At 66.3% G+C, this 26,656-nt stretch carries 18 protein-coding genes and 6 tRNA genes; 19 read left to right on the forward strand and 5 right to left on the reverse strand.

The window, feature by feature from the left end; genetic code table 11:
• Positions 1 to 213 precede the first annotated feature (213 nt).
• The 14 genes from rpoB (at position 214) to ACSQ3Y_RS04245 (ending at position 16,971) form a co-directional block, all read left to right on the forward strand.
• Complete coding sequence (rpoB, locus tag ACSQ3Y_RS04180; RefSeq protein ID WP_057199795.1) at positions 214 to 4,326, forward strand: DNA-directed RNA polymerase subunit beta; 4,113 nt, start codon at positions 214 to 216, stop codon at positions 4,324 to 4,326.
• Between the two features lie 21 nt (positions 4,327 to 4,347).
• Positions 4,348 to 8,595, forward strand: a complete 4,248-nt coding sequence (gene rpoC / locus ACSQ3Y_RS04185) for a DNA-directed RNA polymerase subunit beta' (protein ID WP_057199796.1) — start codon at positions 4,348 to 4,350, stop codon at positions 8,593 to 8,595.
• 211 nt (positions 8,596 to 8,806) lie between these two features.
• Positions 8,807 to 9,394: a LemA family protein gene (locus ACSQ3Y_RS04190; RefSeq protein WP_436176517.1), complete on the forward strand. Its 588-nt coding sequence runs from the start codon at positions 8,807 to 8,809 to the stop codon at positions 9,392 to 9,394.
• A 70-nt stretch (positions 9,395 to 9,464) separates the two neighbouring features.
• Positions 9,465 to 10,892, forward strand: a complete 1,428-nt coding sequence (gene rsmB, locus ACSQ3Y_RS04195) for a 16S rRNA (cytosine(967)-C(5))-methyltransferase RsmB (RefSeq protein ID WP_436176518.1) — start codon at positions 9,465 to 9,467, stop codon at positions 10,890 to 10,892.
• Positions 10,893 to 10,932: 40 nt separating this feature from the next.
• Positions 10,933 to 11,508 (forward strand): DUF4390 domain-containing protein, encoded by a 576-nt coding sequence (locus ACSQ3Y_RS04200; protein WP_436176519.1) that lies wholly within the window; start codon positions 10,933 to 10,935, stop codon positions 11,506 to 11,508.
• Positions 11,505 to 13,796 (forward strand): sensor histidine kinase, encoded by a 2,292-nt coding sequence (locus ACSQ3Y_RS04205; RefSeq protein ID WP_057199799.1) that lies wholly within the window; start codon positions 11,505 to 11,507, stop codon positions 13,794 to 13,796. The genes ACSQ3Y_RS04200 and ACSQ3Y_RS04205 overlap by 4 nt, the downstream gene beginning before the upstream one ends.
• Positions 13,797 to 13,836: 40 nt before the next feature.
• On the forward strand, positions 13,837 to 14,517 hold the full coding sequence (locus ACSQ3Y_RS04210; RefSeq protein WP_057199800.1) for a response regulator: 681 nt from the start codon (positions 13,837 to 13,839) through the stop codon (positions 14,515 to 14,517).
• Between the two features lie 57 nt (positions 14,518 to 14,574).
• Positions 14,575 to 14,650 (forward strand) — tRNA-Phe (locus tag ACSQ3Y_RS04215).
• Positions 14,651 to 15,724: 1,074 nt separating this feature from the next.
• A tRNA-Leu gene (locus ACSQ3Y_RS04220) sits at positions 15,725 to 15,798 on the forward strand.
• Positions 15,799 to 15,808: 10 nt separating this feature from the next.
• Positions 15,809 to 15,885, forward strand: a tRNA-Arg gene (locus ACSQ3Y_RS04225).
• A 31-nt stretch (positions 15,886 to 15,916) separates the two neighbouring features.
• Positions 15,917 to 15,990: transfer RNA gene (locus ACSQ3Y_RS04230), tRNA-Cys, on the forward strand.
• Between the two features lie 28 nt (positions 15,991 to 16,018).
• Positions 16,019 to 16,092, forward strand: a tRNA-His gene (locus tag ACSQ3Y_RS04235).
• Positions 16,093 to 16,108: 16 nt separating this feature from the next.
• A tRNA-Leu gene (locus ACSQ3Y_RS04240) sits at positions 16,109 to 16,193 on the forward strand.
• Between the two features lie 307 nt (positions 16,194 to 16,500).
• Entirely contained in the window at positions 16,501 to 16,971 is a 471-nt protein-coding gene (locus tag ACSQ3Y_RS04245) for a nitroreductase family protein (protein ID WP_436176520.1), read from the forward strand.
• Positions 16,972 to 16,988: 17 nt separating this feature from the next.
• Here the strand turns inward: ACSQ3Y_RS04245 and ACSQ3Y_RS04250 are convergent, their stop codons facing one another.
• Positions 16,989 to 18,248 (reverse strand): MFS transporter, encoded by a 1,260-nt coding sequence (locus ACSQ3Y_RS04250; protein WP_436176521.1) that lies wholly within the window; start codon positions 18,246 to 18,248, stop codon positions 16,989 to 16,991.
• A 97-nt stretch (positions 18,249 to 18,345) separates the two neighbouring features.
• Here ACSQ3Y_RS04250 and ACSQ3Y_RS04255 point away from each other — a divergent pair, with 97 nt between their 5' ends.
• Positions 18,346 to 19,335 carry a LysR family transcriptional regulator gene (locus tag ACSQ3Y_RS04255; protein WP_436176522.1) on the forward strand — a complete coding sequence of 330 codons (990 nt, stop codon included), beginning with the start codon at positions 18,346 to 18,348 and terminating at the stop codon, positions 19,333 to 19,335.
• A 229-nt stretch (positions 19,336 to 19,564) separates the two neighbouring features.
• Entirely contained in the window at positions 19,565 to 20,824 is a 1,260-nt protein-coding gene (locus ACSQ3Y_RS04260; RefSeq protein WP_436176523.1) for an Hsp70 family protein, read from the forward strand.
• Positions 20,825 to 20,833: 9 nt separating this feature from the next.
• On the opposite strand, the gene rsmI is transcribed toward ACSQ3Y_RS04260, so the two are convergent.
• Complete coding sequence (rsmI, locus tag ACSQ3Y_RS04265) at positions 20,834 to 21,754, reverse strand: 16S rRNA (cytidine(1402)-2'-O)-methyltransferase (RefSeq protein ID WP_436176524.1); 921 nt, start codon at positions 21,752 to 21,754, stop codon at positions 20,834 to 20,836.
• Between rsmI and ACSQ3Y_RS04270 the strand changes: the two genes are divergently transcribed.
• From ACSQ3Y_RS04270 to ACSQ3Y_RS04280, 3 genes are all read left to right on the forward strand, one after another.
• Entirely contained in the window at positions 21,754 to 22,173 is a 420-nt protein-coding gene (locus ACSQ3Y_RS04270; protein ID WP_436176525.1) for a YraN family protein, read from the forward strand. The two genes, rsmI and ACSQ3Y_RS04270, sit on opposite strands and share 1 nt — an antisense overlap.
• A gap of 103 nt (positions 22,174 to 22,276) precedes the next feature.
• The gene (locus ACSQ3Y_RS04275) at positions 22,277 to 22,882 is read left to right on the forward strand and encodes an SIS domain-containing protein (protein ID WP_057199805.1); all 606 of its coding nucleotides are present in this window, start codon (positions 22,277 to 22,279) and stop codon (positions 22,880 to 22,882) included.
• Positions 22,879 to 23,535, forward strand: coding sequence for a BON domain-containing protein (locus tag ACSQ3Y_RS04280; RefSeq protein ID WP_057266551.1), 657 nt, complete (start codon positions 22,879 to 22,881; stop codon positions 23,533 to 23,535). The genes ACSQ3Y_RS04275 and ACSQ3Y_RS04280 overlap by 4 nt, the downstream gene beginning before the upstream one ends.
• A gap of 124 nt (positions 23,536 to 23,659) precedes the next feature.
• Here the strand turns inward: ACSQ3Y_RS04280 and ACSQ3Y_RS04285 are convergent, their stop codons facing one another.
• From ACSQ3Y_RS04285 to ACSQ3Y_RS04295, 3 genes are all read right to left on the reverse strand, one after another.
• Positions 23,660 to 24,574, reverse strand: coding sequence for an NAD(P)-dependent oxidoreductase (locus ACSQ3Y_RS04285; RefSeq protein ID WP_436176526.1), 915 nt, complete (start codon positions 24,572 to 24,574; stop codon positions 23,660 to 23,662).
• 94 nt (positions 24,575 to 24,668) lie between these two features.
• Positions 24,669 to 25,805, reverse strand: coding sequence for a PilT/PilU family type 4a pilus ATPase (locus tag ACSQ3Y_RS04290; protein WP_057199808.1), 1,137 nt, complete (start codon positions 25,803 to 25,805; stop codon positions 24,669 to 24,671).
• Between the two features lie 43 nt (positions 25,806 to 25,848).
• Positions 25,849 to 26,487, reverse strand: coding sequence for a cyclic nucleotide-binding domain-containing protein (locus tag ACSQ3Y_RS04295; protein WP_057199809.1), 639 nt, complete (start codon positions 26,485 to 26,487; stop codon positions 25,849 to 25,851).
• Positions 26,488 to 26,656 lie beyond the last annotated feature (169 nt).

The following is a 26,656-nucleotide window of genomic DNA, read 5'->3' on the forward strand; positions in this document are numbered from 1 at the left end:
GCTTTCAGAGCGCACCCGAAAGCCGCACCCATAAAGCGGTTTTCGAGTGTCTTCTGACAACCCCGACAGCAGAAGATACCTTGGTTCGGGTGATGTGCAACGCATCGCCGTCCGCCATGGTTGGTAGTGGCCAACCGCCAAGCCCGCAAGGAGGAGAGCCTTTGCGGGTCAGTCGTCGAAGACCCAGGACTCATGTCTTTGCCCGGAGATCTCATGGCCTATTCCTATACCGAACGCAAGCGAATCCGCAAAAGTTTCGGCAGCCGCGACAGCGTGCTGGAAGTTCCTTATCTGCTGCAGATGCAGAAGGACGCATACACCGCCTTCCTGCAGGCTGATAAAGCACCGCAAAAACGCACCATTGAAGGTCTGCAGGCTGCCTTTGACGCTGCCTTCCCCATCGTCTCGCACAACGGTTTTGTGGAGATGAAGTTCATCGAGTACAACCTTGCCAAGCCGGCTTTCGACGTGCGCGAGTGCCAGACCCGTGGTCTGACCTTCGCATCGGCCGTGCGCGCCAAGGTGCAGCTCATCATCTATGACCGCGAGTCCTCGACGTCGCAGTCCAAGGTGGTCAAGGAAGTCAAGGAACAAGAGGTCTACATGGGCGAAGTGCCCCTGATGACCGAAAAGGGCTCCTTCATCATCAACGGCACGGAACGCGTGATCGTTTCGCAGCTGCACCGCTCGCCTGGCGTGTTCTTCGAACACGACAAGGGCAAGACGCACAGCTCGGGCAAGCTGCTGTTCTCCGCGCGCATCATCCCCTACCGCGGCTCCTGGCTGGACTTCGAATTCGACCCGAAGGACATCCTGTATTTCCGCGTGGACCGTCGCCGCAAGATGCCGGTCACGATTCTGCTCAAGGCCATCGGCCTGAACCCCGAGTCCATCCTCGCGAACTTCTTCGTGAACGACAACTTCCGCATCATGGACAGCGGTGCGCAGATGGAATTCGTGTCCGAGCGCCTGCGCGGCGAAGTCGCGCGTTTCGACATCACCGACAAGTCGGGCAAGGTCGTGGTCGCCAAGGACAAGCGCGTCACCGCACGCCACACCCGTGAACTGGAACAGTCCGGCACCACGCACATCAGCGTGCCCGAAGACTTCCTGATCGGCCGCGTGGTGGCCCGCAACATCGTCGATACGGACACCGGTGAAATCATCGCCAAGGCCAACGACGAGCTGACCGAAGCGCTGCTCAAGAAGCTGCGCGTGGCCGGCATCCAGGACGTGCAGTGCATCTACACCAATGAACTCGACCAGGGCGCGTACATGTCGCAGACCCTGCGCATCGACGAAACGGTGGACGAGTTCGCTGCCCGCGTGGCCATCTACCGCATGATGCGCCCCGGCGAGCCGCCAACCGAAGACGCCGTGCAGGCCCTGTTCCAGCGCCTGTTCTACAACCCGGACACGTACGACCTGTCGCGAGTGGGCCGCATGAAGTTCAACGCCAAGATCGGCCGCGACGAATCCACCGGCCCCATGGTGCTGTCCAACGAGGACATCCTGGCCGTGGTCAAGATCCTGGTGGACCTGCGCAACGGCAATGGCGAAGTCGATGACATCGATCACCTGGGCAACCGCCGCGTGCGCTGCGTGGGCGAACTGGCCGAAAACCAGTACCGCACCGGCCTGGCACGTATCGAGAAGGCTGTGAAGGAGCGTCTGGGCCAGGCCGAGCAAGAGCCGCTGATGCCCCACGACCTGATCAACAGCAAGCCGATCTCGGCCGCGCTGAAGGAATTCTTCGGTGCCTCGCAGCTGTCGCAGTTCATGGACCAGACCAACCCGCTCGCCGAAATCACGCACAAGCGCCGTGTTTCCGCACTGGGCCCGGGTGGTCTGACCCGCGAACGCGCAGGCTTCGAAGTGCGCGACGTGCACGTGACCCATTACGGCCGCGTCTGCCCTATCGAAACGCCTGAAGGCCCGAACATCGGGCTGATCAATTCGCTGGCCCTGTACGCCCGCCTGAACGAGTACGGTTTCATCGAAACCCCGTACCGCCGCGTGGTGGACGCCAAGGTCACGAACGAGATCGACTACCTGTCGGCCATCGAAGAAGGCAAGTACGTGATCGCGCAGGCCAACGCCCTGCTCGACAAGGACGGCCGCCTGACGGGCGACCTGGTGTCTGCCCGTGAAAAGGGTGAATCCATCCTGTGCGGCGCAGACCGCGTGCAGTACATGGACGTGTCGCCCGCACAGATCGTGTCGGTGGCTGCATCGCTGGTTCCGTTCCTGGAGCACGATGATGCGAACCGCGCGCTGATGGGCGCCAACATGTCGCGCCAGGCCGTGCCCGTGCTGCGCCCCGAGAAGCCCCTGGTGGGCACGGGTATCGAGCGTGTGGCCGCTGTCGACTCCGGCACCGTGGTCACAGCCACCCGTGGCGGTATCGTGGACTACGTGGATGCCACGCGCATCGTGGTGCGCGTGAACGACGTGGAAGCCGTTGCCGGTGAAGTGGGTGTGGACATCTACAACCTCATCAAGTACCAGCGTTCCAACCAGAACACCAACATCCACCAGCGCCCCATCGTCAAGAAGGGCGACATGCTGGTCAAGGGTGACGTGATTGCCGACGGCGCATCGACGGACTTCGGCGAAATCGCCATCGGCCAGAACATGCTGATCGCCTTCATGCCATGGAACGGCTACAACTTCGAAGATTCGATCCTGATCTCCGAACGCGTGGTGTCCGAAGACCGCTACACCTCGATCCACATCGAGGAACTGGTGGTCATGGCCCGCGACACGAAGCTCGGTGCGGAAGAAATCACGCGCGACATTCCGAACCTGTCGGAACAGCAACTGAACCGCCTGGACGAGTCCGGCATCATCTACGTGGGCGCCGAAGTGCAACCCGGTGATACGCTGGTGGGCAAGGTCACGCCCAAGGGCGAGACCACCCTCACGCCTGAAGAGAAGCTCTTGCGCGCCATCTTCGGCGAGAAGGCTTCCGACGTGAAGGACACCTCGCTGCGCGTGGACCAGGGCTCGCAAGGCACCGTGATCGACGTGCAGGTGTTCACCCGCGAAGGGATCCAGCGCGACAAGCGCGCCCAGCAGATCATCGACGATGAACTCAAGCGCTTCCGCCTGGACCTGAACGACCAGCTGCGCATCGTCGAGGCCGACGCCTTCGACCGTATCGAGAAGCTGCTCAATGGCCGCGTGGCCAATGGCGGCCCGCAGAAGCTGGCCAAGGGCACGAAGATCGACAAGGCCTACCTGGCTTCGGTCGAGAAGTTCCACTGGTTCGACATCCGCCCTGCGGAAGACGAAGTCGCCACCCAGCTCGAAAGCATCAAGAACGCCCTGGAGCAGACGCGCCACAGCTTCGACCTGTCTTTCGAGGAAAAGCGCAAGAAGCTCACGCAAGGCGACGAGCTGCCCGCTGGCGTGCTCAAGATGGTCAAGGTCTACCTGGCCGTCAAGCGCCGCCTGCAGCCTGGTGACAAGATGGCCGGCCGCCACGGCAACAAGGGTGTGGTGTCCAAGATCGTTCCGGTCGAAGACATGCCCTACATGGCCGACGGCACCCCTGCCGACATCGTGCTGAACCCGCTGGGCGTGCCTTCGCGGATGAACATCGGGCAGGTGCTCGAAGTCCATCTGGGCTGGGCCGGCAAGGGCATTGGGCAGCGCATCGGCGACATGCTGCAGCAGGAAGCCAAGGCCTCCGAGATGCGTACCTTCCTCGAAGAGGTGTACAACTCCCGCGGCCGCAAGGAAGACCTGTCGCAGCTGACCGACGAAGACGTGCTGGCCATGGCCGGGCATCTGACCGCTGGCGTGCCTTACGCGACCCCGGTGTTCGATGGTGCTTCGGAAGAAGAAATCATGGACATGCTCAAGCTGGCCTACCCCGACGACATCGCCGAGCGCAAGGGCCTGACGCCCACGCGCACGCAGGCTTACCTGCACGATGGCCGCACGGGTGACCGCTTCGAGCGTCCCACCACCATCGGCTACATGCACTACCTGAAGCTGCACCACTTGGTGGACGACAAGATGCATGCCCGTTCCACGGGCCCGTACTCCCTGGTCACGCAGCAGCCGCTGGGCGGCAAGGCCCAGTTCGGTGGCCAGCGTTTCGGGGAAATGGAAGTGTGGGCGCTGGAAGCCTACGGTGCAGCCTACGTCCTGCAGGAAATGCTCACCGTCAAGTCCGACGACGTGGTCGGTCGTACCAAGGTGTACGAGTCCATCGTCAAGGGCGAACACGCGATCGAAGCCGGCATGCCGGAATCGTTCAATGTGCTGGTCAAGGAAATCCGCTCGCTGGGCCTTGATATCGAGCTGGAACGCTCCTAAGCGGAAAAGGAAAGAGTCACTATGAAATCGCTACTCGACCTGTTCAAGCAATTCACGCCGGATGAGCACTTCGATGCCATCCGCATCGGCATGGCTTCGCCCGAGAAGATCCGTTCGTGGTCTTTCGGTGAGGTGAAGAAGCCCGAGACCATCAACTACCGCACGTTCAAGCCCGAGCGCGACGGCCTGTTCTGCGCCAAGATCTTCGGTCCCATCAAGGACTACGAATGCCTGTGCGGCAAGTACAAGCGCCTCAAGCACCGTGGCGTGATCTGCGAGAAGTGCGGCGTTGAAGTCACGCAGACCAAGGTGCGCCGCGAGCGCATGGGCCACATCGACCTGGCCGCGCCCTGCGCGCACATCTGGTTCCTGAAGTCGCTGCCATCGCGCCTGGGCCTGGTGCTCGACATGACGCTGCGCGACATCGAACGCGTGCTGTACTTCGAAGCCTACGTGGTGACCGACCCCGGCATGACCCCGCTGAAGAAGTTCAGCATCATGTCCGAGGACGACTACGATGCCAAGCGCAAGGAATACGGCGACGAATTCATCGCCAAGATGGGCGCCGAAGGCATCAAGGACCTGCTGGAATCCATCGACATCGACCTGTCGATCGAACGCCTGCGCGGCGACCTGACCGGCTCGGAAGTCAAGGTCAAGAAGAACGCCAAGCGCCTGAAGGTGCTCGAAGCGTTCAAGAAGTCGGGCATCAAGCCCGAGTGGATGGTGCTTGAAGTGCTGCCCGTGCTGCCACCGGACCTGCGTCCGCTGGTGCCGCTGGACGGCGGCCGCTTCGCCACGTCCGACCTGAACGACCTGTACCGCCGCGTCATCAACCGCAACAGCCGCTTGCGCCGCCTGCTGGAGCTGAAGGCCCCTGAAATCATCGCCCGCAACGAAAAGCGGATGCTGCAGGAAGCCGTGGACTCGCTGCTGGACAACGGCCGCCGTGGCAAGGCCATGACAGGCGCCAACAAGCGTGCCCTGAAGTCGCTGGCCGACATGATCAAGGGCAAGTCCGGCCGTTTCCGCCAGAACTTGCTGGGCAAGCGCGTGGACTACTCCGGTCGTTCCGTGATCACCGTGGGCCCAACGCTCAAGCTGCACCAGTGCGGCCTGCCCAAGCTGATGGCCCTGGAGCTGTTCAAGCCTTTTATCTTCTCGCGCCTGGAAGCCATGGGCATCGCGACGACGATCAAAGCCGCCAAGAAGGAAGTCGAATCCGGCACGCCGGTGGTGTGGGACATCCTGGAAGAGGTCATCAAGGAACATCCGGTGATGCTCAACCGTGCGCCTACGCTGCACCGCCTGGGCATCCAGGCGTTCGAGCCCATCCTGATCGAAGGCAAGGCCATCCAGCTGCACCCCCTCGTCTGCGCGGCCTTCAACGCCGACTTCGACGGTGACCAGATGGCCGTCCACGTCCCGCTGTCGGTGGAAGCGCAGATGGAAGCCCGCACGCTGATGCTGGCCTCCAACAACGTGCTGTTCCCCGCTTCGGGCGAGCCTTCCATCGTTCCTTCGCAGGACGTGGTGCTGGGCCTGTACTACGCCACCCGTGACCGCATCAACGCCAAGGGCGAAGGCCTGATCTTCGCCGACACCGGTGAAGTGCAGCGCGCGTTCGACGCGGGCGAGGTCGAGCTGGCCACGCGCATCAACGTGCGCCTGACCGAGTGGACCAAGAACAAGGACACCGGCGAGTTCGTGCCCGAGGTCAAGATGGTGGAAACCACCACCGGCCGTGCCCTGCTGTCCGAGATCCTGCCCAAGGGCCTGCCGTTCTCGAACATCAACAAGGCCCTGAAGAAGAAGGAAATCTCCAAGCTCATCAACGTCTCCTTCCGCAAGTGCGGTCTCAAGGAAACGGTGGTGTTTGCCGACAAGCTGCTGCAAAACGGTTTCCGCCTGGCCACGCGCGCCGGCATTTCCATCTGCATCGACGACATGCTGGTGCCGCCCCAGAAGGCCGGCATCATCGAGCGCTCGGAGAAGGAAGTCAAAGAGATCGAACAGCAGTACGTCTCGGGTCTGGTGACCTCTGGCGAGCGCTACAACAAGGTGGTGGACATCTGGGGCAAGGCTGGCGACGAAGTGTCCAAGGTGATGATGGCCCAGCTGTCCAAGCAGAAGGTCATCGACCGCCACGGCAAGGAAGTGGACCAGGAGTCCTTCAACTCCATCTACATGATGGCCGACTCCGGCGCCCGCGGCTCTGCCGCCCAGATCCGCCAGGTGGCCGGCATGCGGGGCCTGATGGCCAAGCCTGACGGCTCGATCATCGAGACGCCCATCACCGCGAACTTCCGCGAAGGCCTGAACGTGCTGGAGTACTTCATCTCCACCCACGGTGCCCGTAAGGGTCTGGCCGACACGGCGCTGAAGACGGCCAACTCCGGCTACCTGACGCGCCGCCTGGTGGACGTGACGCAGGATCTGGTCGTGACCGAAGAGGATTGCGGCACTTCCAATGGTTCGCTGATGCGCGCCATCGTTGAAGGCGGTGAAGTGATCGAATCGCTGCGCGACCGTATCCTGGGCCGTACCGCTGCCGAAGACGTGCTGCACCCCGAGAACCGTTCGGTGCTGGTGCCCGCCGGCGTGATGCTGGAAGAAGACCTCATCGAGGAAATGGAAGCTGCTGGCGTGGACGAGGTGAAGGTGCGCACGGCACTGACCTGCGAAACCCGCTACGGCCTGTGCGCCCGATGCTACGGCCGAGATCTGGGCCGCGGCGGCCTGATCAACCTCGGCGAAGCCGTGGGTGTGATCGCTGCCCAGTCTATCGGTGAACCCGGCACGCAGCTGACCATGCGCACGTTCCACATCGGTGGTGCCGCATCGCGCGCTGCCATCGCTTCGAGCGTGGAAGCCAAGTCCAACGGCGTGATCGGCTTCAACGCCACGATGCGCTACGTGAGCAACACCAAGGGCGAGCTGGTGGTGATTGCACGTTCGGGTGAGATCATCATCCATGACGAGCATGGCCGCGAGCGCGAGCGCCACAAGGTGCCGTACGGCGCCCTGCTGACGGTGAAGGCCGACCAGACCATCAAGGCCGGCACCATCCTGGCCAACTGGGACCCGCTGACCCGCCCGATCATTACCGAGTTCGCCGGCCAGGTGAAGTTCGAGAACGTCGAAGAAGGCCTGACGGTTGCCAAGCAGCTCGACGAAGTGACCGGTCTGTCCACCCTGGTGGTGATCGATCCCAAGCGCCGTGGCGCCGCCAAGGTCGTGCGTCCGCAGGTCAAGCTGATCGATGCGCAGAACAACGAAGTGAAGATCCCTGGCACCGACCACTCGGTGACCATCGGCTTCCAGATCGGTTCGCTCATCCAGGTGCGTGACGGCCAGGACGTGGGCCCCGGCGAAGTGCTGGCGCGTATTCCGGTCGAAGGCCAGAAGACCCGCGACATCACCGGCGGTCTGCCCCGTGTGGCCGAGCTGTTCGAAGCCCGTACCCCGAAGGACAAGGGCACGCTGGCCGAGATGACCGGCACCGTGTCGTTCGGCAAGGAAACCAAGGGCAAGGTCCGCCTGCAGATCACCGATCCCGAAGGCCACGTGTTCGAAGAGCTCGTGCCCAAGGAAAAGAACATCCTGGTGCACGAAGGCCAGGTGGTGAACAAGGGCGAGTCCATCGTCGACGGCCCGGCCGACCCGCAGGACATCCTGCGCCTGCTGGGCATCGAAGAGCTGTCGCGCTACATCGTCGATGAAGTGCAGGACGTGTACCGCTTGCAGGGTGTGAAGATCAACGACAAGCACATCGAGGTGATCGTTCGCCAGATGCTGCGCCGCGTCGTGGTCGAGAACACTGGCGAGTCGAACTACATCGGTGGCGAACAGGTCGAGCGTTCCGAGATCCTGAACACCAACGATGCACTGCAGTCCGAAGGCAAGATCCCTGCGACCTACAGCAACCTGCTGCTGGGTATCACCAAGGCATCGCTGTCCACCGACTCGTTCATCTCGGCGGCTTCCTTCCAGGAAACCACCCGCGTGCTCACCGAGGCTGCCATCATGGGCAAGCGCGACGAGCTGCGTGGCCTGAAGGAAAACGTGATCGTGGGTCGCCTGATCCCTGCCGGCACCGGCATGGCCTACCACCAGGCACGCAAGGCCAAGGACGCCATGGACGACGCCGAGCGCCGCGCCATCGCCGAAGCCGAAGCCGCTGAAATGGCTGCGTCCTCGTCGTCGGACGATGCCACGGAAGTCGAAGGCAGCAGCACCACCACTGCCACGGACGCTTCCGCAGACTAAAAGCCAGGCGGCACCGGACAAGGACCCAGCGATGCAATGCGCGGCGCACGGGGTTCTGGTTCGGCGCAACCCCGGGCCTTGATGCGCTCCCGCCCTGTCTCTGGACAGGTCGGGAGCGTTTTTACTGGAGCGATCAAGCGCTCCGATTTTTCCCTGTTCCCTCTTTCTCGGCCGCGGGCTGCGTTTGCAGCGCACGCCCCAGGCCATGCGTATGTGGTCATCGCCTCTTTTCTGGATTCTTGTCGCCATCATGCTGTTCTGGGCCCTGGGGGCCTACAACCGGCTGACGCGGTTGCGCTCCTCCGTGGTCCAGGCCTTTGGCGCGGTGGACGCCCACCTGGTGCGACTGATTGCGCTGCTGGGCGAGTTCGACGCGGTCCAGGGCCACAGCGCGGGCCCCGGCATGCCCAGCGGCTGCACGGACACCGCGCCGCCGGTTCAGCGCCCGGTGTTCGACCCGGCCAAGATCGCGGCCCTGCGCGGCGCCACCACGCAGATGGGGGCGTCGCTGGCCGTGGCACGCTCGCAGCCCCTGCAGCGCGATGCGCTGGCCGCGCTCACCGCAGCGCGCAGCGTGCTCGATGCCACCTGGCGCACCGTGGTCACCGAGGCCGATGGCCCGGGAGCCAGTGAGGTGCTGGCGCCCTGGTCCATCCGCTGGGAAGAGCACCACGCGCAGATCGATCTGGCCGTGCAGGTGATCAACCATGCCGCCGGGCAGCACGACGCCGCCATCCACCAGTTTCCCGCCCGTGTGCTGGCCTGGATTTTCGGCTTCAAGGCCACCAAGGGGCTGTGATGAACGCGCCCCGGCCCCCTTTCTTTTGACCGCCAGCGCACCTGTGCGCCGGCACCACGAGGCACCCACCATGCATCCAGCCCCCTCCCACCCTGCCGCGCCCGAAGGGCGGCGCCCTGATCGCAACCCCGCGCAAGCCGGTGCCGGCCGTGGAGGCGATGCGCAGCAGGTGGCACTGTGGCAGCAGCTCAGCGCCGTGGCCGGTGTGCTACAGGCCATCCGCGAGGGTGTCTCGGGCACGGCCGCGCTGGACGCGGTCAGCACCACGCTGCGCCCCGGCGTGCAAGCCCTGCTGTTCCAGGTGCTGCGCAACCTGGGGCGTGCCGAGGCGCTGCGGCGCCAACTGGCCAAGCGGCCGCCGCCGCCCGATGCGGACGCGCTGCTGTGCAGCGCGCTGGCACTGTGCTGGCGCGCCGACGAGGCGCCTTATGAACCCTTCACCCTGGTCAACCAGGCGGTGGAAGCGGCCAAGCGGCACCCGGCCACGCATGCGCAGGCATCCTTCATCAACGCCTGCCTGCGGCGCTTTCTGCGCGAAAGCGATGCGCTGGTAGGGGCTACCGATGCCGATCCCGTGGCCCGCTGGAACCACCCGCTGTGGTGGATCAAGCGCCTGCAGAAGGACCACCCCCAGCAGTGGGAGCAGATCCTGCACGCCAACAACACCCACGCCCCGATGGCGCTGCGCGTGAACCGCCTGCAGGGCAGCCAGGCGCAGTACCAGCACGAGTTGGCCGCCATGGGCGCCGATGCCGACCCGATTGGCACCGAGGGCCTGGTGCTGCACCGGCCGCTGCCGGTACAGGCGCTGCCCGGTTTTGCGGCTGGCCGGGTGTCGGTACAGGACACCGCCGCCCAGCAAGCCGCCCCGCTGCTGCTGCAGGGCATGGACCGCACGCGCAGCCTGCGTGTGCTGGACGCCTGCGCCGCCCCCGGTGGCAAGACCGCCCACCTGCTGGAGATGGCCGGCGAGGGCGAGCCCTTGCAGGTGACGGCGCTGGAGATCGACGCCACGCGCGCCGAACGCATCCACCAGACCCTCGCCCGCCTGGGCCTGGCGGCACAGGTGCTGGTGGCCGACGCCGCCCAGCCCGAGGCCTGGTGGCCGGCGGCCAATGGCGGGGCGCTGTTCGAGGCCATCCTGCTCGATGCGCCATGCACCGCCTCGGGCATCGTGCGCCGCCACCCGGACGTGCGCTGGCTGCGCCGCGAGACGGACATTGCCCAGCTCGCGGCCCTGCAAAAGCGCTTGCTGGCCACCCTGTGGCCCCTGGTCGCCCCCGGTGGGCGGCTGCTGTACTGCACCTGCTCCGTCTTCCGTGCCGAAGGTGATGCGCAGGTACAAACGTTTCTTGCACACAACACCGATGCACAATTGCTCCCCTCGCCCGGGCATTTAATCCCTCGCGCAGCGGACAAGCAGGGGGCTGTCCCGGACAATCGATTCGGTGACCACGACGGATTTTTTTACGCACTGTTGCAAAAATCGACCGACTGAGCGCTTTGCGGCTCGTTGGCTCTGGATTGGCGCGCTTTTGATGCTGATCACCCTGCTGGCTTGGGTGCCGACGGCCCGGGCAGAAGCCAACCGCGGCGAGGTGGCCGAACTGCGCCTGCAGCGCCTGGACGATGGCGTCTACCTGAGCACCAGCCTGGAGTTCGACCTGCCGGAACTGGCCGAGGAGGCCTTGCGCAAGGGCATCCCGATGTTCTTCGTGATGGAGGCGCAGGTCATGCGCGACCGCTGGTACTGGTCCGACCGCCAGGTGGCCGAGGCCACGCGCTACCTGCGGCTGAGCTACCAGCCCCTGACCCGGCGCTGGCGCCTGAGCACCTCGACCGCCCCCTTCACCAACACCGGCCTGGGGGTGGCGCTGGGCCAGAATTTCGATGACTTGGACGATGCCCTGTCTGCCATGCAGCGGGTTTCGCGCTGGAAGATTGCAGAAAGTGCTGCAATCGATGCAGATGCCGGCCATACGATACAGTTCAGGTTCAGGCTTGATATGTCACAGCTGCCCCGGCCGTTCCAGATCGGCGCCGTGGGCCGGACCGGCTGGAACCTGCTTGTCTCGCGCTCCGGCCGCCTCGCGCTGCAGGAGGGCGCCAAGTGACACCGGACCCCAGGCCGCCTGCGTCGGCCTCGGCGCATCTGGCGGCGCGCCAGTCCCGCGCCGTGCGCTGGGCCGTAGGGGTGGGGGCGGCCATCATGTCCGCTATCGGGCTGGTGCTGCTCTTTTTGCTGACCCTGGCCACCAACAACCGCGCCCTGTACGAACGCAACTACGCCTGGCTCTTCGGCGTGAACGTGCTGGTGGCCTTGTTGCTGCTCGCGGTGCTGGGCTGGGTGGCCGTGCGCCTGTGGCTGCGGCTGCGCCGGGGTCGCTTCGGCAGCCGCCTGCTGGTGAAGCTGGCGGCCATCTTTGCGCTGGTCGGCCTGGTGCCTGGCTTGCTGATCTATGTGGTGTCCTACCAGTTCGTCACCCGCTCCATTGAAAGCTGGTTCGACGTGAAGGTGGAGGGGGCGCTGTCCGCCGGGGTGAACCTGGCGCGTGTCTCGCTCGATGCCCTGGCCACCGACATGGCCTCCAAGACGCGCACGGCCAGTGCCCAGGTGGCGCAGGTCCCCGACGCCTCGGCCGGCGTGGTACTGGAGCGCATCCGCGACCAATTGGGCGCCACCGACGTCATCCTCTGGAACAGCGCCGGCCAGGCCGTGGCCAGCGCCGGCCAGTCCCGCTTCAGCCTGAACCCCGAGCGCCCCGGTGTGCCGCTGCTGCGCACGGTGCGTCAGCAGCGTGCCCTCACGCAGATCGAGGGGCTGGACGACATCGCCGACCCGGCCGCCGTGCAGAACGCGCGTGTGAAGATCATCGCCCTGGTCAGCAGCCCCACGGTGGGCCTGCTGGCCGAGCCGCGCTACCTGCAGGCCACGCTGATGCTGCCGCCGGCCCTGGTGGAGAACGCCATCGCCGTGCAGGAGGCCAACCGCGAGTACCAGGAGCGGGCCCTGGCGCGCGGCGGCCTGCGGCGCATGTACGTGGGCACGCTCACGCTGAGCCTGTTCCTGGCCGTCTTCGGTGCCGTGCTGCTGGCTGTGCTCCTTGGCAACCAACTGGTGCGGCCGTTGCTGGTGCTGGCCGAAGGGGTGCGCGAGGTGGCCGCCGGCAACCTGAGCCCCAAGGCCGCCCTGCAAGGCAGGGACGAGCTGGGCGGGCTGACCCGCTCGTTCGCGCTCATGACCCAGCAACTGGCCGACGCCCGGGGCGCGGTGGAGCAGAGCATGAGCGAGGTGGATGCTGCGCGCGCCAACCTGCAGACCATCCTGGACAACCTGACCGCCGGGGTGATGGTGCTCGATGGCGCGGGCGCCATCCGCTCGTCCAACCCCGGCGCCACACGCATCCTGCGCGCGCCCATGGCCGCCTTCGAAGGGCGGGCGCTGGCCGAGGTGCCTGGCCTGGCCGACTTTGCCGCCGCCGTGCAGAAGCAGTTCGCCGCCTTTCTGGGCGAGCGCGACCACCACGGCCTGGACCACTGGCAGCACCCGTTCGAGCTGCACGCCTCGCTCGCGGGGGTCGGCCAGCATGCGACGAGCATCATCGCGCGGGGGGCAGAACTGCCCGATTCGACCCGACTGTTGGTTTTTGACGACATTTCTGAAATCGTTTCTGCACAGCGCGCGCAGGCCTGGGGAGAGGTTGCGCGGCGCCTTGCGCACGAGATCAAGAACCCCCTGACGCCCATCCAGCTGTCGGCCGAACGGCTGGAGATGAAGCTCACCGGCAAGGTGGCTGCGAGCGAGCAGGCCGTGCTCGCCAAGTCGGTCAAGACCATCGTCGAACAGGTCGATGCGATGAAGCGCCTGGTCAACGAATTCCGCGACTACGCGCGCCTGCCGGCGGCCGAGTTGCATGCCCTGGACATCAATGCACTGGTGACCGATGTGCTGCACCTCTATGGGGAGGAAAACGCCACCGTCCCTGTGAAAGCCGAGCTCGATCCGTCCTGTCCGAGCATCGCCGGAGACGCCCAGCAACTGCGCCAGGTGGTGCACAACCTGCTGCAGAACGCGCAGGATGCGACGGAGCAGGCACGTGCCGCCGGGGCCGAAAACCTGCCCGCCGTGCGCATCGCCACGCGCTGGAGCGAGTCCTCCCGGCGCGTGCGGCTGACGGTTTCGGACAGCGGCAGCGGCTTTCCCGCACACATCCTGCAGCGCGCTTTCGAGCCCTATGTCACCACCAAACCGCGGGGCACGGGGCTCGGTCTTGCCGTGGTCAAAAAGATCGCCGATGAGCACGGCGCACGCATCGACCTGTCCAACCGGATGGAAGATGGCGTGGTGCGGGGCGCCCAAGTGTCGTTATCATTCGCCACTGAACCAGCGGTGGCGGCATAACAACGCCCCCCGCAGTACCTCCCAAGGCGCTTCAACACACATGGCAAACATTCTGGTGGTCGACGATGAGCTCGGCATTCGCGACCTGCTGTCGGAAATCCTGAACGACGAAGGCCACAGCGTGGATCTCGCGGAAAACGCGACCCAGGCCCGTGCGGCCCGTGCCGGCAGCAACTACGACCTGGTGCTGCTCGACATCTGGATGCCCGATACCGACGGCGTATCGTTGCTCAAGGAATGGGCCACCGGCGGCGTGCTGACCATGCCCGTCATCATGATGAGCGGCCACGCCACCATCGACACGGCGGTCGAGGCCACCCGCATCGGCGCCTTCTCGTTCCTTGAAAAGCCCATCACCCTGCAAAAGCTGCTCAAGGCGGTGGAGCAGGGCCTGGCGCGCAACGCAGCCCACCATGCGGCCCCCGTGGCGGCCGTGCAGGCCCCGGCGGCGGCACCGGCCGATGCGACCTTCACCCAGGTGCCCGTGATCACGGCCCTGTCCGGCGTGGAGACCGGCCCGCATTCGCACCAGGGCTTCGATCTGGACCGCCCGCTGCGCGAAGCGCGCGACGGTTTCGAAAAAGCCTACTTCGAGTTCCACCTCGCCCGCGAAGGCGGCTCGATGACCCGCGTGGCCGAAAAGACCGGCCTGGAGCGCACCCACCTGTACCGCAAGCTGCGCCAATTGGGTGTGGACCTGGGCCGCGGCAAGCGTGCTTGAAAAAAATTTGCCTCCAATTTTTTCAGGGCCAATTTTCTGGCTATAATTTGAGGCTCAGGCCCGGTAGCTCAGTCGGTAGAGCAGAGGATTGAAAATCCTTGTGTCGGTGGTTCGATTCCGCCCCAGGCCACCAAATATGCATGCGCCCCAGCGCCCTAACGGGTTCTGGGGCGTTTTGCTTTGACGCGCCGGTCCTCTTTGCAGAGCGGGTTGGGGCAGCGCCATCATCTGGGCCCTCAGGGTCCGGCGTGATGCAAATTGATAGCGCCTGTCATGGCGGCATGGGGTCAGCGGCCAGTCACGCCACCTTGACGGCGACGCCGGCCCCTTCAGTGGCCGTTGATCTCGTCAACCGCGTCCCCCGCCGCCGTTGCCTCCATTGCCACCACTGCGCAATCCCTGAGCCACTTCTCTTGTGCCTGCGCCGGCACCCTAAGGTTGCCATGGGCCGATGGCATCTGCATCGCGACCCCAAGGACTGCCGTTGCCCAGAGTGCGCGGTGGGCCGCCGTTGGGCAGGGCGGGGGAGCCGCATCGAACCGGGCACAAAAAATTTTCCCATGAAGTGGTTGACTGCAAAGTAAAGACTATTTACAGTCTGATTCATCGCGGTTTCGACCGCCCCCGATTTCCGCCGATTGACCTATTCACCAGGATTGAACGTGAACGCAGCAGCCACCCCCATCAGCAACCGACCCGCACCGGGCCGGGCGCTCGTGCGCGTCGCCTTGTGTTCTGCCCTGCGCAAGCTGCCGTGCCTGGCTGCGCATTGGTGTGCGCATGACCATCGGGATCCGTGGCTACCGGGTGGAGGGGGCGCATAGGCGCGCACCTCCCAAGCTCTCTTCGCAGAGGCCCGGACACCGCAAGGTTCCGGGCCTCTTTGTTTTTCAACCGGGCGGCAAGCCGCCCCATCCACTCTGCAGTGACCGCGCTGCTGCGTACTGTTCATTGAAAATTTGCCGTGGGGCCCTGCTGAACACTGGAATCGGCACTGCGACCCCATTGTGTGGACCCCGGGATCTGGCCCGACGGTCCGCTCCATTTCGGGTGTGTCTTCACCACACCGCCAGCAAGCAGCCGCTTGGACGGCCTGGCGGGATGTGCCGGGGACCCCTGTGCAGCGATGTCGACGGGGCGCGCGCCGGCCGTGCGTTGCCCATCGCGTGAGGGCACAACCGAAATGGAGGATTTCCCTTTTTATCAAGCCCCGGTGACGGAACCGGCATACGTGCTTGCCTTAGAAGCAAGATTCTGGGAGTTCGACTCTCCCCTGGGGCACCCATTTTTTCCCGCGTTAGCTCAATGGATCAGAGCACTTGTCTACGAAGCAAGGGGCTGCACGTTCGAGTCGTGCACGTGGGGCCAGTTTCCAGTGCCTGTTTCGCAGGCACCCAAGGGTGCGGTAGCAAAGCGACCATGCAGCGGATTGCAAATCCGCAGACACCGGTTTGAATCCGGCCCGCGCCTCCATCATTTTTTGTGTCCCTTTTCTTTCGTGGTGCGCGTAGCTCAATGGCAGAGCTGCGGGTTGTGATCCCGACCACGACGGTTCGATTCCGTTCGTGCACCCCATTCATTCCCCTTGCCTTTCTTCATGGCGCAACTGGCAGACGCACCAGCCTCAAACCCTGGCGCCTTCGGGCATGTCCGTTCGAATCGGACGGGAGAGACCAGCGCCAGCATGCACCGGCGAGACACCCTGTCGCAAGTCCGGTGAAAGCCGCGCGCCCGGGCAGTGTCCCTCGACCCTGGTCTAACATGGTTCCGTTCGCCAGCTCCCCGGTGAACGATGGCTTCCATGCCGCGCAATGGGGTGGGCTTTCCACCCCTGCGCCAGCCAGCCCCTGGGCACCGCCCGCGCACGACGCCCGTTGCGCGCAAGGCCGTCGCCGCCCGGCCGCCCGCCACCATGTCCCTTGCCATCAGTCGCGATGCCGACCGGCATCGGGGTGCTCTTTTCGCCCTATCGCAAAGGACACCATGTCTGTCTCCGACCCCTCCACCCTGGCCTTGTCCCAACCGCTGTTGTCGCCGGCGCAGCGCCATGCCATGGACCTGCTGCTCAGCCGGCATTCGCCGTGGCCGCTGGTCGAGCCGGCGCCCGATGCTGCCGCGCTGGACCTGGTGTTCGCCGCCGCCATGCGCGCGTCTGACCAGGGGCAGCTGCGGCCCTGGCGTTTCGTCGTCGTGCGCGGCGACGCGCGGGCTGCGCTGGGCCAGGTATTCGCGCGGGCGGCCCGGGCGCGCGACCCCTATGACGATGGCGAGCGTTTTCGCGGCAAGGCCATGGCGGCGCCGATGCTCGTGGCCCTGGTCGCCCATGTGAAGGTGCCGCACAAGGTGCCAGAGAGTGAGCAGGTGCTGGCCACCGGTGCTGCGGTGATGAACATGCTCAACGCGCTGCACATCCTGGGTTTTGGGGGCTTCTGGGCCACGGGATCCGTGGAATAAGCCGGAACCTGCGTGCCTCAGGCGGTGCTGCCCGCCCGTTGGGCCGAACCTCCCATGCGCACGGCCAGGGCCGCCAGGCTGGCCGACACGGCCAGCAGCGTCACGCCCATCCAGCCCCACTGCACCAGCAGCAGGCTGCCCAGGGCGGCGCCGGCGGCCATGCCGATGAACATGCCGGTCATCAGGACGGCATTGAGCCGGCTGCGGGCACCTGGGTCGATGCTGTAGACCAGGGTCTGGTGCGCGATCAGCGCGGCCTGCACACCCAGGTCGAAACCGATGGCAGCGGCCACCAGCAGGCACAGCTGGGCGGTGGGGGACAGCCAAGGCGCCAGCGCCATCGCCGCAAAGGACAGGGCGGCCAGGCCCGCCCCCAGGCGGGTGACGAGCCCGGGCCCCCGGCGGTCGGCCAGGCGGCCTGCCAGCGGCGCCGCCAGCGCGCCGGCCGCCCCGGCCAGGCCGAAGGCGCCAGCCGCAGTGCTGCCCAGGTGGAAGGGCGCGCCATGCAGCATCACCGCCAGCGTGGACCAGAACGCGCTGAACCCCACCGAGAGCAGGCCTTGCGCCAGTGCCGCGCGCCGCAGGCCGCCATGGCGCTGCCACAGCGTGGCCAGCGATGCCAGCAGTTGGCCGTAGGGCAACTGGGTGGTCGGGCTGAAGCGCGGCAGGCCGCGCCAGGCGGCGATGCCGATGGCAGCCATGCTGGCGGCCGCTGCCACGAACATGCTGCGCCAGCTGAAATGCTCGGCCACGAAGCCGCTGACCACGCGGGACAGCAAAATGCCCAGCAGCAGCCCGGTCATCACCGTGCCCACCACCTTGCCCCGATGTGCGGCAGGCGCCAGCGCAGCGGCCGCGGGCACGATGTCCTGTGCCAGGGTGGCGGTGATGCCGATCGCCAGGCTGGCGGCCAGCAGCACGCCGATGGTCGGCGCCAGGGCGGCCAGCAGCAAGGCCGCCACCAGCGCGGCGGCCTTGGCCAGGATGATGCTGCGCCGGTCGAACCGGTCCCCCAGCGGCGCCAGCAGCAGGATGCCCAGCGCGTAGCCGAGCTGCGTGAGCGTAGGCACCCAGCCCACGGCCTGGTCGGATGCCCCGATATCTGCCCCCAACACACCCAGCATGGGCTGGCTGTAGTAGAGCGAGGCCACCCCCAGGCCGGCACCGGCCGCGAGCAGCAGCACCAGGGGGGCCGCAATTGTGGGCGTGTCGGCCATCGGGCTGTGGGGGCCGGGGGTGATGCCGCCAATGGCATCCGTTTTGTGTATGAGAGACATGGTGTTAACCCTTGGTGAGGACCTTGAGCCCAAGTGTGATCGCCTGGCGGTACTCTTGGTAGTAGGATGTGGTGCACATTGGATATACGCTGATTGCATGACCAAAGACGCTGCGTTCACACCCCCGGGCCCACGGTCCGCAGCACCGCTGCCCCAGGCGGGCAGCGCCGGTGCGCTGGGCAACCGCCTGCAGTTGATGGAGACCTTCGTGCGCATCGTCGAGGCCGGCAGCCTCTCGGCTGCGGCAGCGCAGATGCATGCCACCCAGCCCACGGTGAGTCGCCGCCTGCAGGCGCTGGAACAGTCGCTGGGGGTGCGCCTGCTGCAGCGTTCCACGCACACCATGCGCCTCACGGTGGACGGGGAGCGCTGTTACCAACGGGCCAAGGAGTTGCTGGCGAGCTGGGCTTCCTTCGAGGCCGATCTGCGCGGCGCGCAGGAGGAGCCCGAGGGAACGCTGCGCGTGGCCATGCCGCATGCCTTCGGGCAGGAAATGTTCGTCGGGCCACTGGCGCAGTTTCTGCGGGCGCACCCGCGCGTGTCGGTGGAATGGCTGCTGCAGGACGATGTGCGCGACTTTATCGGTGCCGGCATCGACTGCGCCATCCAGGTTGGCGAGCCGGCCGACCCGGCGGTGGTGGCCATCCGCCTGGCCGAGGTGCCGCGCATCGTGGTCGGCACCCCGGCGCTGCTGGGCGCGGGCGTGCCCACGGATCCCGAAGGCCTGGCGGCATTGCCCTGGCTGGCGCTGCATACCTACTACCGCAATGAGCTGGCGCTGACCCACGCCGCTACTGGGGAAACGCGCCGCATCGCCCTGCGCCCGCGCATGAGCACCGACAGCCTGTATGCCCTGCGCAGCGCGGCCAAGCTGGGGCTTGGCGCCTGCGCGGGGTCGGCCTGGCTGATGGCGCAGGATGTGGCCGAAGGGCGGCTGGTTCACCTTGCGCCCCCGTGGCAACCGGCACCGCTACCGGTGTACCTGACCTATCCGTACGCCAGCTTCTACCCATCGCGGCTGCTGCGTTTCGTTTCGACCATGCGGGAGGCTGTGCCGGCCATGATCACCTCGCCGCCTCAGGCGTGATCATCGGGCCTGGCAGGGTCGAATGCACTCCGTGCCCTTGGGGCCGTCTAGGCCGTGGCACAATCCCGCTCCCCTTGCGCTGGCGCAGCCTCCTGGGCGTTCAAGGGGCCCTTCCCTCTCCCGTGGTGGGCCGAAGGAGCCTTGTGCTCCCGCATTTCCACCCCGTGCATTCCCGGGGGTCCAGCCCTGGCTTGCGCCTTGCTTCCCCTTCTCTTTTGCAGACTCTCCCATGCCCCTCCTGAAGGACACCACGCTCGGCATTGACTTTGGCACCTCGAACTCGGCCATGGCGGTGCGCCAGGGGCGCTCGCCCGCGCGCATGATCGCGCTGGAAGGGGAGGGCGTCACCTTGCCCACGGCGCTGTTCTTCAACGCCGAGGACCACCGCACGCACTTTGGCCGCGACGCCGTGGGCCAGTACCTTGCAGGCACCGAGGGGCGGCTCATGCGCTCGCTCAAGAGCCTGCTGGGCAGTGCGCTGCTGCAGGACAAGACGGCCGTGCACAACCAGCTCATGAGCTACCAGGACATCATCGGCCTGTTCCTGCGCATGCTGGCCAAAAAGGCGACCGAGGCGCTGGGCGCCATGCCCGGCCAGGTGATGATGGGGCGGCCCGTTCACTTCGTGGATGACGACCCGGCGCGCGACCAGCAGGCCGAGGATTCGCTGCGCAAGGCGGCGCTCGATGCCGGCTTCGAGAACGTGTCCTTCCAGTTCGAGCCGATTGCCGCCGCGCTCGACTACGAGCAGCGCATCAGCCACGAATCGCTGGTGCTGGTGGTGGACATCGGCGGCGGTACTTCCGATTTCACCGTGGTGCGCCTGGGGCCCGAGCGCCTGGCGCTGGGCACCGACCGCGCTGCCGACGTGCTGGCCACGACCGGCGTGCACGTGGGCGGCACCGACTTCGACCGGCGCCTGAGCCTGGAGCTGCTGATGCCCATGCTGGGTTTTCGCCACCTCGGGCCGACCGGGCGCGAAGTGCCCAACCGCGTGTTCTTCGACCTGTCGACCTGGCACCTGATTCAGTGGCTGTACGCGCCGCGCGCGCTGCGCGATGCCCAGAACCTGCGCACCGACTATGCCGACCAGGTCCTGCATGCGCGGCTGATGACGGTGCTCAACGAACGCCTGGGTCACCGCATGGCGAACACGGTGGAACAGGCCAAGATCGCCGCCTCGCTGTCGGATGCAGCGGCACCCATGGCGCTGGACTGGATCGAGCCCGCGCTGGCTTCGGCCATCACGCCCGAAGGGCTGTCGCAGCACCTGGCCTCGCCCCTGGAGCAGGTGGTGGCCTGCGCGCAGGAGTGCGTGCAGCTCGCGGGCCTGGCACCGCGCGGGCCCGATGCGATCTACCTCACCGGGGGCTCATCGGCATTGCGGCCGCTGCGCGAGGCGTTGCGCCAGGCGTTTCCTGCAACGCCGCAGGTCGAAGGCGACCTGTTCGGTGGCGTGGCCGCCGGCCTGGCGGTGTCGGGCCGCTGAAGCTTCGGTTCAGCCTTCCTCGCCCTTTTTCCAGGTGAGCGCCGTGTTGTAGAGCACGTTGCGCGATGCGCCGGTGATCTCGGCCGCCAGGCGCACGGCGGTCTTGAGGGGCAGCTCGGCCAGCAGCAGGCGCAGCACGCGCAGGCTCTCGCCGTCATCGGCGGCCACCGGCACCGGGTGCAGCAGCACCACGAACTCGCCACGCGAGCGCTGGGGCGCCCCTTCCAGCCAGGCGCTGAGCGCCTGCGCAGGCTGGGTCACCACCTCTTCGAACTGCTTGGTCAGCTCGCGCGCCAGGGTCACCTGGCGCTCGCCCAGCACCGCCAGGGCCTGCGCGAGTTCACCGATGCGGTGGGGGGCTTCCAGCAGCACCACGCAGCGCGGCTCGCCGGCCAGTTGGGCGATGGTGCTGGCGCGCTCGGCGTTCTTCACCGGCAAAAAGCCCACAAACACGAAACCGCCATGCTCGGCGCTGTGTGCCACGGCGCCCGCCACGCTCAGCGCCGTGGTGATGCTGCTGGCCCCGGGCAGGGGCAGGGCGCGCAGGCCCGCCGCCTGCACGGCAGCCACCAGGCGGGCGCCCGGGTCGCTCACGCCCGGGGTGCCGGCGTCGCTCACATAGGCCACACGCTGGCCCTGCTGCAGGCGCTGCACCACGTTCTGCGCGGCCTCGGCCTCGTTGTGCTGGTGCACCGCCAGCAGCTGCGAGGTGTTCTTGTCGATGCCGTAGGCGCGCAGCAGCGACTGGGTGTGGCGCGTATCCTCGCAGGCCACGGTGTCGGCCATCTGCAGCACGTGCAGGGCACGCAGCGTGATGTCGGCCAGGTTGCCGATGGGTGTGGCCACCACGTACAGGGCCCCCTGCGGATAATGCTGCGCAGCCGCCGCATCGCGTGCGGCATCGAGGGCGGAAGCGAAAGAGGCGCTCAATGAAATTCCTTGGATTGGGACGAAAGCAGGCCGTTGCAGAGCCGGCGCCCGCCACCGGCGGGGGAACCACGCGGGCGCAAGGCAACGCGGCGGAGGACCGCGCCCTGGCGCATCTGCAGTCTGCCGGCCTGCAACTGCTTGAGCGCAATTATCGGACGCCTGGGCGCGGCGGGGGCGAGATCGACCTGGTGATGCGCGAGCGCGATGGCACGACCGTGTTTGTGGAGGTGCGCAGCCGTGCCAGCCAGGCCTTTGGTGGGGCCGGGGCGAGCATCGGCGCCGTCAAGCAGCAGCGCATCGTGCTCGCGGCGCGGTTTTACCTGATGCGCCTGGCTTCTCCGCCGCCCTGCCGCTTCGATGTGGTGCTGGTGGAGGAGCTGAAGGTGCAATGGCTCAAGGCGGCTTTCGATTCCCAATGAGCATCGGGTTCGTGACCAGGGGCAATGCCCTGTGCAGCCTAAACCCTTTGCTACAAAATTTGCGGCAAAAGCTGTAACACGCGGCGGGTATCATCGGGCCTCCATGCTTGAGCAACGCATCCAACAGCACTTCATCGACAGTGCCGATCTGAAATACCAGTCGGCCCAGACCCTGAGCACCCCCATCGCGGCGGCAGTGCAGGCCATCCTGGCCTGCGTGACCAGCGGCGGCAAGGTGCTGGCCTGCGGCAATGGCCCCTCGGCGGCCGAGGCGCAGCAGTTCGCCGCCTTCTGCGTCGCGGGCTTCGAGCGCGAGCGCCCCGAGCTGGCCGCCCTGGCCCTCACGGCCGACAGCACCCTGCTGACGGCCGGGCTGCCCGGCGCCCAGGACGTGGGGGCCCAGCAGTTTGCCCGCCAGGTGCGGGCATTGGGCCAGGCGGGTGACCTGCTGCTGGTCCTGTCGGTCAGCGGCAACGACGCCAACCTGCTTGCAGCGACCGAAGCGGCGCACGAGCGCGACATGACGGTGGTGGTGCTCACCGGCCGCACCGGCGGGCAACTGGCGGCCGTGCTGCGCGAGACCGATGTGCTGGTCTGCGTGCCGCATGACCGCGCCGCCCGCGTGCGCGAAGTCCACGCCCTGGTGCTGCACTGCCTGTGCGACGGCGTGGACGCCCAGTTACTTGGTGAACAGGAGATACCGCTATGAAGCAAACCGTGACCCGTACCCTCTGCACGGCCCTGGCCGCTGCCGCCCTGGCAGCCAGCCTGTCGGCCTGCGCCCCGCTGATTGTGGGGGGCGCCGTGGTGGGCAGCATGATGGCCGTGGACCGCCGCACGACGGGCACCCAGGTCGAGGATGAAGGCATCGAGCTGCGCGCCGCCAACCGCATCCGCGAGGCACTGGGCGACCGTGCCCATGTGAACGTGACCAGCTACAACCGCCAGGCCCTGCTGACCGGTGAAGTGGCCAGTGCCCAGGACCGCGAGACCGTCGAGCGCATCGTGACCGGTGTGGAGAACGTGCGCTCGGTGGTCAATGACCTGGGCGTGCTGCCCAATACCTCGCTGGGCCAGCGCTCCAACGACACCGTGATCACCGGCAAGGTGCGCGCCAGCTTCGTGGATGCGGCCGACATCTCGGCCAACGCCTTCAAGGTGGTGACCGAGCGCAACATCGTCTACCTGATGGGCCGCGTCACCCAGCGCGAAGCCGGCCGCGCCACCGAGATCTCCCGTGGCGTGAGCGGCGTGAGCAAGGTCGTGCGCGTGTTCGAAATCGTCACCGAAGAAGAACTGCGCCGCAACGCGCCGACACCCGCGCCGGTCACCACCGACACCGCGCCCGCTCGTTCGCTCTGACCTCTGTTTGGGGCATGGCATTTGAAACTGGCACTGCCCAAGCCAGTGCCCCCGTGCAAGGGCCGCCCCGCCGCACCGGGGGCGTCCCCCTCAGGGGGAAGGCGCGCAGCGCCTCAGGGGGAGCTTATTTCAAGCGTTTGACCAGGCTGGATGTATCCCAACGGTTGCCGCCCATGCCCTGCACGTCGGCATAGAACTGGTCCACCAGCGCGGTGACGGGCACGCGCGAGCCGTTGCGCCGGGCCTCGTCGAGCACCAGGCCCAGATCCTTGCGCATCCAGTCCACGGCAAAGCCGAAGTCGAACTTGCCGTCGACCATGGTCTTGCCGCGGTTGTCCATCTGCCAGCTCTGCGCTGCGCCCTTGCCGATCACGTCCAGCACCTGCTTCATGTCCAGGCCCGCGTTCTGGCCAAAGGCCACGGCCTCGGACAGGCCTTGCACCAGCCCGGCGATGCAGATCTGGTTGACCATCTTGGCCAGTTGGCCCGAGCCGCTGGCGCCCAGCAGCGTGAAAGCCCGCGCAAAGGCCATGGCCACAGGCTGGGCGGTCTCGAAGGCCGCAGTGTCGCCACCGCACATCACGGTGAGCAAACCGTTCTGCGCACCCGCCTGGCCGCCGGATACCGGTGCATCGACGAACTGCAGGCCCGCAGCCTGCGCTGCGGCGTACAGCTCACGCGCCACCTCGGCCGACGCCGTGGTGTGGTCCACGAAGATGGCGCCGGCCTGCATGCCCGCGAAGGCACCGTCGGCACCCAGGGTGACGGAGCGCAGGTCGTCGTCATTGCCGACGCAGCAGAACACAATGTCGGCGCCTGCGGCCGCCTCGCGGGGCGTGGCGGCCTGGCGTGGTGCCTGGCTGCCGGCGAACTCCTCGCACCAGGCGGCCGACTTGGCGGCCGTGCGGTTGTACACGGTGACTGCGTGGCCCGCCATGGCCAGGTGGCCGGCCATGGGGTAGCCCATGACGCCCAGGCCCAGGAAGGCGACCTTGCGCGAAGGGGTGGCGTTGTAGCTGCGGGGATTGGTGCTTGGCATGGGATTCGGTCCGTGATGGGGTCAAAAAAAAGCCCGCCCTCATGGGCGGGCGAGTGTGTGTGGTTCTGCTCGGTACTTGTTGTAGGGTGAAAACTCAGACGATCGCGAAATGCTCGGTGCCCTGGGCCAGGTCGGGCGACTTGGCGCGCTGGCTGTTGAGCTTGATCTGCAGTCGCAGGTCGTTGAGCGAGTCGGCGTTGCGCAGCGCGTCTTCGTAGCTGATGACGTTGGCCTCATAGGCGTCGAAGAGCGCCTGGTCGAAGGTCTGCATGCCCAGGTTGCGGCTCTTCTTCATGATCTCCTTGATCTCGGAGACATCGCCCTTGAAGATCAGGTCCGAGATCAGCGGCGTGTTGAGCATGATCTCCACGGCAGCAGCACGGCCCTTGCCGTCCTGCTTGGGAATCAGGCGCTGGGAGACCATGGCGCGCAGGTTCAGCGACAGGTCCATCAGCAGCTGAGCGCGGCGTTCTTCGGGGAAGAAGTTGATGATGCGGTCCAGCGCCTGGTTGGCACTGTTGGCGTGCAGCGTGGCCAGGCACAGGTGACCGGTCTCGGCAAACGCCACGGCATGCTCCATGGTCTCGCGGTCGCGGATTTCGCCCATCAGGATCACGTCGGGCGCCTGGCGCAGCGTGTTCTTGAGTGCGGCTTCCCAGCTGTCGGTATCCAGGCCCACCTCGCGCTGCGTCACCACGCAGTTCTTGTGCGGATGCACGAACTCGACCGGGTCCTCCACCGTGATGATGTGGCCGAACGAGTTCTCGTTGCGCCAGTCCACCATGGCGGCCAGCGTGGTCGACTTGCCCGAGCCCGTGGCACCCACCAGGATGCACAGGCCGCGCTTGGCCATGGTCACTTCCTTGAGCACCTGGGGCACGCCCAGGCCATCGATGGTGGGCAGCGTGAGCGGAATCGTCCGCATCACCATGCCGACCTTGCCCTGCTGGATGAAGGCATTCACCCGGAAGCGGCCGATGCCTGCGGGCGAGATCGCGAAATTGCATTCCTTGGTGCGCTCGAAGTCGGCCACCTGCTTGTCGCTCATGACGGCACGCGCCAGCGTGAGCGTGTGGTTGGGCGTGAGCGGCTGCGGCGACACCTTGGTCACCTTGCCATCGACCTTGATGGCCGGTGGAAACTCTGCCGTGATGAACAAGTCGCTGCCGTTGCGGCTGACCATCAGCTTGAGCAGGTCGTTGATGAATTTACTGGCCTGATCGCGTTCCATCAGAGTTTCTCCCTTGGGGTCCTGGTCTGCCGGACGGTCATTGTCATTTCTGGTTGTTGTCGCTCAGGCGGGCACTCACCACGCGCAGGCGCAACGACAGCTTGCGGGCCAGCAGCGCAATCAGGCTGGCCGCGAGCTGGGGGTCCTTGGTCATCATGTCGTCCATGGCCTCGGCGCTCAGCACGGCGATCTCGCAGTCGGTGAGCGTGGTGCAGGCCGAAAAGCGGATACCGCTGTCCAGCAGCGACATTTCGCCCAGGATGTCACCGGGCCGGGTCTCGGCCAGGCGCAGGTGCTCGCCCCAGGGCTGTACGCGGTCCACGGCAATGGTGCCGGTGAGCAGCACCACCATGAAGTTGCCGTACTCGTCCTGGCGGATCACGTCGCGGTTGGAGGGGATGGCGGCAAACTCGAAAAAGCGCTCCATGCGCTCCACGGCGTCCTTGTCCAGGTGGGCCATGTACTTGTCCTTGGCCCACAGCCCTTGCAGCAGCTTGCCGCCACGGCTCGTGGGCAGGCGCTTGGCCCCCACCTCCACGGCGCGAGCCTCCCAGGGCACCAGCATGGAGTCGTCCACTCCCTGGCCGGCAAAGGCCGTGGAGAACAGCACGGAATCGGTGTTGTCCTCCGCCGGCTTGTTGCCGATCGACTTCATGCGCAGAAGGCCGAGAATGCCTTTCATAGTGTGCTCCGTAGTGCGGCGCACTGCGCCGCCGTGTCGTCTGTCAATGTGGGGAAATGGCGGCCTTTGCTGGCCTGCGAATGCCCCATTGTGCTGCGGGTTCTGCCGCCGTGCATGAAACCGGCGCGGCCCGGGCCAGCGGCCGCCGCGCAAGGGCCGCCCCGCCGCG

Source organism: Acidovorax sp. LjRoot66, from assembly GCF_964253305.1.
GTDB lineage: Bacteria > Pseudomonadota > Gammaproteobacteria > Burkholderiales > Burkholderiaceae_C > Acidovorax.

What these genes read in the sequence shown, in the direction of transcription:
- ACSQ3Y_RS04190 (WP_436176517.1), top strand. Translation starts at nt 8,807, where the DNA reads ATGTGGTCATCGCCTCTTTTCTGGATTCTTGTCGCCATCATGCTGTTC.
- ACSQ3Y_RS04290 (WP_057199808.1), bottom strand. Translation starts at nt 25,805, where the DNA reads ATGGAACGCGATCAGGCCAGTAAATTCATCAACGACCTGCTCAAGCTG.
- ACSQ3Y_RS04270 (WP_436176525.1), top strand. Translation starts at nt 21,754, where the DNA reads ATGAAATTCCTTGGATTGGGACGAAAGCAGGCCGTTGCAGAGCCGGCG.
- ACSQ3Y_RS04295 (WP_057199809.1), bottom strand. Translation starts at nt 26,487, where the DNA reads ATGAAAGGCATTCTCGGCCTTCTGCGCATGAAGTCGATCGGCAACAAG.
- ACSQ3Y_RS04245 (WP_436176520.1), top strand. Translation starts at nt 16,501, where the DNA reads ATGTCTGTCTCCGACCCCTCCACCCTGGCCTTGTCCCAACCGCTGTTG.
- ACSQ3Y_RS04280 (WP_057266551.1), top strand. Translation starts at nt 22,879, where the DNA reads ATGAAGCAAACCGTGACCCGTACCCTCTGCACGGCCCTGGCCGCTGCC.
- ACSQ3Y_RS04210 (WP_057199800.1), top strand. Translation starts at nt 13,837, where the DNA reads ATGGCAAACATTCTGGTGGTCGACGATGAGCTCGGCATTCGCGACCTG.
- rpoB (WP_057199795.1), top strand. Translation starts at nt 214, where the DNA reads ATGGCCTATTCCTATACCGAACGCAAGCGAATCCGCAAAAGTTTCGGC.
- ACSQ3Y_RS04255 (WP_436176522.1), top strand. Translation starts at nt 18,346, where the DNA reads ATGACCAAAGACGCTGCGTTCACACCCCCGGGCCCACGGTCCGCAGCA.
- ACSQ3Y_RS04200 (WP_436176519.1), top strand. Translation starts at nt 10,933, where the DNA reads ATGCTGATCACCCTGCTGGCTTGGGTGCCGACGGCCCGGGCAGAAGCC.
- ACSQ3Y_RS04250 (WP_436176521.1), bottom strand. Translation starts at nt 18,248, where the DNA reads ATGTCTCTCATACACAAAACGGATGCCATTGGCGGCATCACCCCCGGC.
- ACSQ3Y_RS04275 (WP_057199805.1), top strand. Translation starts at nt 22,277, where the DNA reads ATGCTTGAGCAACGCATCCAACAGCACTTCATCGACAGTGCCGATCTG.
- rpoC (WP_057199796.1), top strand. Translation starts at nt 4,348, where the DNA reads ATGAAATCGCTACTCGACCTGTTCAAGCAATTCACGCCGGATGAGCAC.
- rsmB (WP_436176518.1), top strand. Translation starts at nt 9,465, where the DNA reads ATGCATCCAGCCCCCTCCCACCCTGCCGCGCCCGAAGGGCGGCGCCCT.
- ACSQ3Y_RS04285 (WP_436176526.1), bottom strand. Translation starts at nt 24,574, where the DNA reads ATGCCAAGCACCAATCCCCGCAGCTACAACGCCACCCCTTCGCGCAAG.
- ACSQ3Y_RS04260 (WP_436176523.1), top strand. Translation starts at nt 19,565, where the DNA reads ATGCCCCTCCTGAAGGACACCACGCTCGGCATTGACTTTGGCACCTCG.